We start from the raw sequence: 5,742 nt of genomic DNA, 5'->3' as shown, positions 1-5,742 counted from the left end.
TTTATTAGTTTTGTTTGTTCTTATCGTATGTAGCTGTATGATTTTTGGTTGATAATATAATGATAGTCTTATATAAAAGAAGTTAACTCAGGTGAGGTAACTTCTTTTTATTTTATGTTGAGAAGGAATTCTATTTTTCTTATTGAAGTTTGTACTAGTTATTTTCACGTCGATCAGAATTTTTTATAAAGGGTAGTTTTATGAAATATAAACAAGCCAGAGAATAGGGAGTATTACATGGAAAATAGTATACGCTACACAAGTGAACATCCTACAGATTTTAATGGATTATTAGTCTTATACGAATCTTTAGGATGGAATTCTCTTCAATTAACGGTTAATGACTTGGAACAAATGTGTAAACAAAGTTGGTATGCAATATATGTTTTTAAAGAGCAACAATTAATTGGGATGGGGCGTGTTATATCCGATGGAGTAATAACAGGTGTTATTTGTGGTGTATGTGTATTGCCAGAATATCAGTCCATTGGTATTGGAAAGGAAATAGTAGAACGACTAATCCAGCACTGTGAACAAAACAAGGTTATTCCGCAACTAATGTGTGTAGATAAATTGCAATCTTACTATGAAGCTATAGGGTTTCAGGCATTCTCTATTGGGATGACAAAACAAATTATAAGATAGCAGGGTTTTAAATTCTCGGTGTAATCGTACATATTTTCAAACTTCATTATAAAGGAGAATTACTGTATGGAGATTGCTAAAGGAGTAGGAATGCTACATCTTGAGTTTCAAGAGTATATTATTCACCCGATTCTTTTATGGGATGATGAAATGGCAGTTTTAATAGATACTGGTTTTCCGGGACAATTTAGAGATATACAAGTAGAGATGGAGAGGATTGGGGTATCATTTGAAAAGCTAAAAGTCGTGATTTTGACGCATCAGGATATAGATCATATAGGTAGCCTTCCTGAATTATTGGAGAACGGTGTAAGCGATATTAAAGTTTATGCGCACGAGCTAGATAAGCCATATATTGAGGGGGATTTACCTTTATTGAAAGATGGAAATGTAGAGAATCCACCAAAAGGAAAAGTAAGTACTACTGTGATTGATGGGCAAGAACTTCCGTATTGCGGTGGGATACTAATTCTCCATACTCCAGGGCACACTCCGGGTCATATCAGTTTATATTTGAAACAAAGTAAAACTCTTGTCGCTGGGGACTCTATGTATAGTGTGAACGGAAAGTTAGGAGGAGTTCATGCCCCAACTACACTAAATGTAAAGGAAGCACAACAGTCTTTAGAGAAGTATTTAAATCTAGATATCGAATCTGTAGTTTGTTACCATGGGGGATTAAGTAAGGAGAATATAAATGTTCAACTTCAAAAGTTGTAAAAGTTGAGGATAAAAAAATTTTGTTAAATAGTGCTAAAGCATAATCTAATTACTAGTAAATAAATAATAAAAGAGCATGTTTGAGAAAAATTCAAACATGCTCTTTTATTAAAGGAAATCTATTTAATATGAATGACCTAACCCATTCCAATAAAAAGAAACAATTTCTTGTGCGAATTCATCTATATTTGCAAGAATAGGATTGGAATTCTCATCTTTAAAATTCCCGATTGATAATAAAGCTACGAAAGCATGGGCAGCTAATTTTGGATTCCCTTTAGGTATTTCTTCAATATGCATCGCATTATCAATTGATTTTTCCAATACTTCATACATATTATCTTCGGCATTTTTTAATTCTTTCAATTGTTCTTCAGATAAAGAGTGTTTTGCATCTTTCATAAAGTTCTTCATATCAATGTCAATCGTTGCGTGTAAGTATACTTTAGCGAAGTCTAACAATCTTTCTTCCAAAGCTTTATTCGTGGAAAGTATTTGATCCATATTCTCTCTTATACGTATCATCATTTGAATCATAGTAGCGGTAAATAAATCAGCTTTTGTTGAATAATAATAGTAGACGGTTGCTTTCGTAACACCGCATTCTTTCGCGACCTCATCCATGGAAATGACTTGATAATTTTGAGTAAGAAATAATCTTGTTGCAACTTCTAAAATCATTTCTTTTGTAGATTGTGTATTTTTATTTTGACGAGGCCTTCCGAGAGGACGTTGTTTTTGTTCCAAATACATTCGCTCCTGACATTTTATTGTTGAGGTAATTATAACATAATTTTTAATCATTGTTGATTAATTAACTGACCAGTATATATAATTAATATTGGATGGAAAAAGGAAGGTGGGTTTATATGAAAAAGCATCCTTTAAATGTTTTAGGGAGGATTGTAGCAGGGAAGCATACGCAATGGATAACTTTATCGGTTTGGATTCTTATTACATTATTACTTTCATTTACATTACCACAAGTAAACAGTACGAAAGAACCGAATCCGAAAAATTTACCTGAAACAGCTATGTCACAGCAAGCTGAAGCACTTATGAAAAAAGAGTTTCCTAATAATGCAGGAAATCCGTTGTTAGTAGTATGGCATAGAGATGGTGGACTACAATCCAAAGACTATAAACTAATACAGGACGTTTATAAAGAGTTAAAAGCTAGTCCTTTAAAAGAACAAACAACGTTACCACCATTTGATACAATTCCAGAGCAAGTATTATCAAAAAGTGCATCAAAAGATGGTACATCATTTGTCACACCGATATTCTTTAATAAATCAGCTGGTACGGATATATTAAAAGGCAATCTTGAAGATGTAAGAAAAATAGTGAATAGTAAGGTGGATGTGAATCCATTTAAACAAAAAATAAGCGACTCTGGTTTACATGTTCGATTATCTGGTCCTGTAGGTATTCAAACGGATGCAGTTAGCTTATTTAGTCAAGCAGATGTGAAGTTATTAGTTGCTACTGTACTACTCGTATTAGTTTTATTAATTTTACTGTACCGTTCACCAATTTTAGCAATTTTACCTTTACTTGTTGTTGGCTTTGCATACGGTATTATTAGTCCTACACTTGGTTTTTTAGCTGATCATGGATGGATTAAAGTAGATGCCCAAGCGATATCAATCATGACAGTATTATTGTTTGGCGCTGGAACGGACTATTGTCTATTTTTAATTTCGAGATATAGAGAGTACCTGTTAGAAGAAGAAAGTAAATATAAAGCATTGCAACTTGCGATTAAAGCATCTGGCGGGGCAATTATAATGAGTGCATTAACGGTCGTACTTGGGCTAGGAACATTATTACTTGCTCATTATGGTGCTTTTCATCGATTTGCAGTACCATTTAGTGTTGCTGTATTTATAATGGGAATCGCAGCTTTAACAATTCTTCCTGCATTTTTATTAATTTTCGGTAGGATTGCATTCTTCCCGTTTATACCGAGAACAACTTCGATGAATGAGGAGTTTGCAAGAAAGAAAAAGAAAGTAATAAAAGTCAAAAAATCAAAAGGCTTATTTAGTAAAAAACTTGGAGATATTGTAGTACGAAGACCGTGGACAATTATTATGCTAACTGTATTTGTATTAGGTGGATTGGCTTCATTTGTACCACGTATTCAATACACTTATGATCTATTAGAATCGTTTCCAAAGGATATGCCTTCACGTGAAGGATTTACGTTAATTAGTGAGCATTTTTCAGCTGGTGAATTAGCACCTGTAAAAATTGTGGTTGATGCGAAAGGAAAAAATCTTCCTATTAAACAAGAGATAGAGAAATTTTCTTTTGTAAATACGGTGAAAGAGCCAAAAGAGGGAAAAGAAAATAATCAAATCAAAATGTATGAAGTTTCTTTAGCAGAAAATCCGTACTCAATTGAAGCATTAGATCAAATACCTCAATTAAAAAGTAGTGTAGAAAAGGTATTAAAAACTGCTGGGATTAGTAATGCTGGAGATCAATTGTGGATTGGCGGAGAAACAGCGTCATTATATGATACAAAGCAAATTACTGAACGTGATGAAGCAGTTATTATTCCAGTAATGATTAGTATTATAGCTTTATTATTACTTGTTTACTTACGATCTATTGTCGCGATGATTTATTTAATTGTAACTGTCGTTTTATCATTCTTCTCGGCATTAGGAGCAGGATGGTTATTACTTCATTTCGGTATGGGGGCTCCAGCGATACAAGGGGCGATACCGTTATACGCATTCGTATTTTTAGTAGCATTAGGTGAAGATTATAATATTTTTATGGTCTCAGAAATATGGAAAAATAGAAAGAAACAAAATCACTTGGATGCAGTAAAAAATGGTGTTATACAAACAGGTAGTGTCATTACATCAGCAGGTTTAATTTTAGCAGGAACTTTTGCAGTGTTAGGTACGTTACCAATTCAAGTTTTAGTACAATTTGGTATTGTAACAGCAATTGGAGTATTACTGGATACGTTTATTGTTAGGCCATTACTTGTACCGGCAATTACAGTTGTTTTAGGTCGCTTTGCTTTTTGGCCAGGGAGACTTTCAAGAAAGAGTGAAGAGATACAAAAAATGGATGTATAATTGAGAAAGCCAAGGATATTTTCCTTGGCTTTTTTCTATGTAGTTAATTAATTTTTTGAAGTCAAATCAGCAGTTACAGCGTGATTAGCATCTTCAATGGTTGTTTCGGGCATTCCGTATAAGCCGTTCATTGCTTGTTCGTCGCTAGTTAGATTTGCAGTATTATTATTTTGAATAGATGTAGTGTTTTCGATAACATTTTCTTTTTTATTTACATTTTTATCATGCATGTTTGAATCCTCCAAACGTCATTTGATTTATCCCGCATTAACGGGCAGTAAGATCTCCACCTCAAAATTCGGTGAAAACAAAGAAGTTAGGTAGGGGATGAAGTGCCCCCCACTGATTAAAGTTTCACTTTATTAATAGTATGTGGATGGATTTCAAGAAATATGTGAATGGATTTTTGCAAATGTTATATAATTAAATAAAAACTTGAGTATAAATTTAAACTATAAGGAGTGAACAAGTGTGGTGAAAACAAGGAAATTAGCCTTCTAAAATAAAAATGAAATTTTAGGAGGCTAATGAAATGAAGTTTCATGTAATTGACAGAGAAAATTGGAATAGAGAGCAGTATTTTGAACATTATTTAAAATTAAAGTGTTCATTTAGTATGACAGCGAATGTTGATATTACGATGATGCTAGAGGAAATACATCAAAAGGAAATTAAATTTTATCCGACTTTTATTTATATAATTTCTAGAGTGATAAATAAACATAAAGAATTTCGAACATGTTTTAATGATGAAGGAGGTTTAGGGTATTGGGAGGAAATGATACCTAGTTATACAATCTTTCATAAAGATGATAAATCTTTTTCAAGTATATGGACGGATTATTCTAGTGATTTCCACATTTTCTATAAAAACTATGAAGAGGATATGAGATGGTATGCTAATGTTCATGGTCTCTTCACGAAAGAAAATATTCCACCAAATGTTTTTCCGATTTCTGGTATACCTTGGACTAGTTTTACAGGATTTAATTTAAATATTAATAATGATGGTGATTTTTTATTACCAATTATTACTTGTGGGAAATATTTCAATGATGGAAGTAAGGTTATGCTACCTGTTTCACTGCAAGTACATCATGCGGTTTGTGATGGATATCATGCGAGTCGTTTTATAGAGGATTTACAGGAACTAGTTAATACTTGTAACGAGTGGCTTTAAGTAATATTTAATTTTTAATTATATAAAATGGAAAATGAATAAGCGTCAAAATAAAAAGAAGAGAACATGTGTATATTACATGTTCTCTTCTTTTTA

At 32.6% G+C, this 5,742-nt stretch carries 6 protein-coding genes; 4 read left to right on the top strand and 2 right to left on the bottom strand.

The window, feature by feature from the left end; genetic code table 11:
- Window positions 1-237: 237 nt before the first annotated feature.
- Both KI356_RS25715 and KI356_RS25710 read left to right on the top strand, forming a co-directional pair.
- The gene (locus KI356_RS25715; RefSeq protein WP_212936852.1) at window positions 238-645 is read left to right on the top strand and encodes a GNAT family N-acetyltransferase; all 408 of its coding nucleotides are present in this window, start codon (window positions 238-240) and stop codon (window positions 643-645) included.
- A gap of 66 nt (window positions 646-711) precedes the next feature.
- Window positions 712-1,365, top strand: a complete 654-nt coding sequence (locus tag KI356_RS25710) for an MBL fold metallo-hydrolase (protein ID WP_128279998.1) — start codon at window positions 712-714, stop codon at window positions 1,363-1,365.
- A gap of 123 nt (window positions 1,366-1,488) precedes the next feature.
- Here KI356_RS25710 and KI356_RS25705 read toward each other — a convergent pair whose 3' ends face one another.
- A complete protein-coding gene (locus tag KI356_RS25705) occupies window positions 1,489-2,112 on the bottom strand; it encodes a TetR/AcrR family transcriptional regulator (RefSeq protein ID WP_212936851.1) in 624 nt (207 codons plus the stop codon).
- 122 nt (window positions 2,113-2,234) lie between these two features.
- Here KI356_RS25705 and KI356_RS25700 point away from each other — a divergent pair, with 122 nt between their 5' ends.
- Window positions 2,235-4,466 carry an MMPL family transporter gene (locus KI356_RS25700; RefSeq protein ID WP_212936850.1) on the top strand — a complete coding sequence of 744 codons (2,232 nt, stop codon included), beginning with the start codon at window positions 2,235-2,237 and terminating at the stop codon, window positions 4,464-4,466.
- A gap of 47 nt (window positions 4,467-4,513) precedes the next feature.
- Here the strand turns inward: KI356_RS25700 and KI356_RS25695 are convergent, their stop codons facing one another.
- Window positions 4,514-4,696, bottom strand: a complete 183-nt coding sequence (locus KI356_RS25695) for a DUF4021 domain-containing protein (protein ID WP_212936849.1) — start codon at window positions 4,694-4,696, stop codon at window positions 4,514-4,516.
- A 302-nt stretch (window positions 4,697-4,998) separates the two neighbouring features.
- Here KI356_RS25695 and catA point away from each other — a divergent pair, with 302 nt between their 5' ends.
- The gene (catA, locus tag KI356_RS25690) at window positions 4,999-5,646 is read left to right on the top strand and encodes a type A chloramphenicol O-acetyltransferase (protein WP_212936848.1); all 648 of its coding nucleotides are present in this window, start codon (window positions 4,999-5,001) and stop codon (window positions 5,644-5,646) included.
- The last annotated feature ends 96 nt before the right edge of the window (window positions 5,647-5,742 follow it).

Origin of the sequence: Bacillus hominis (assembly GCF_018332515.1) — a bacterium.
Lineage (GTDB): Bacteria > Bacillota > Bacilli > Bacillales > Bacillaceae_G > Bacillus_A > Bacillus_A hominis.
The sequence above is the reverse complement of the archived record's forward strand: the minus strand, read 5'-3'. Positions and strand labels throughout refer to the sequence as shown.

Excerpts from the sequence above, each read along its gene's own strand:
- KI356_RS25715 (WP_212936852.1), top strand. The coding sequence starts at position 238 with ATGGAAAATAGTATACGCTACACAAGTGAACATCCTACAGATTTTAAT.
- KI356_RS25695 (WP_212936849.1), bottom strand. The coding sequence starts at position 4,696 with ATGCATGATAAAAATGTAAATAAAAAAGAAAATGTTATCGAAAACACT.
- KI356_RS25700 (WP_212936850.1), top strand. The coding sequence starts at position 2,235 with ATGAAAAAGCATCCTTTAAATGTTTTAGGGAGGATTGTAGCAGGGAAG.
- KI356_RS25710 (WP_128279998.1), top strand. The coding sequence starts at position 712 with ATGGAGATTGCTAAAGGAGTAGGAATGCTACATCTTGAGTTTCAAGAG.
- catA (WP_212936848.1), top strand. The coding sequence starts at position 4,999 with ATGAAGTTTCATGTAATTGACAGAGAAAATTGGAATAGAGAGCAGTAT.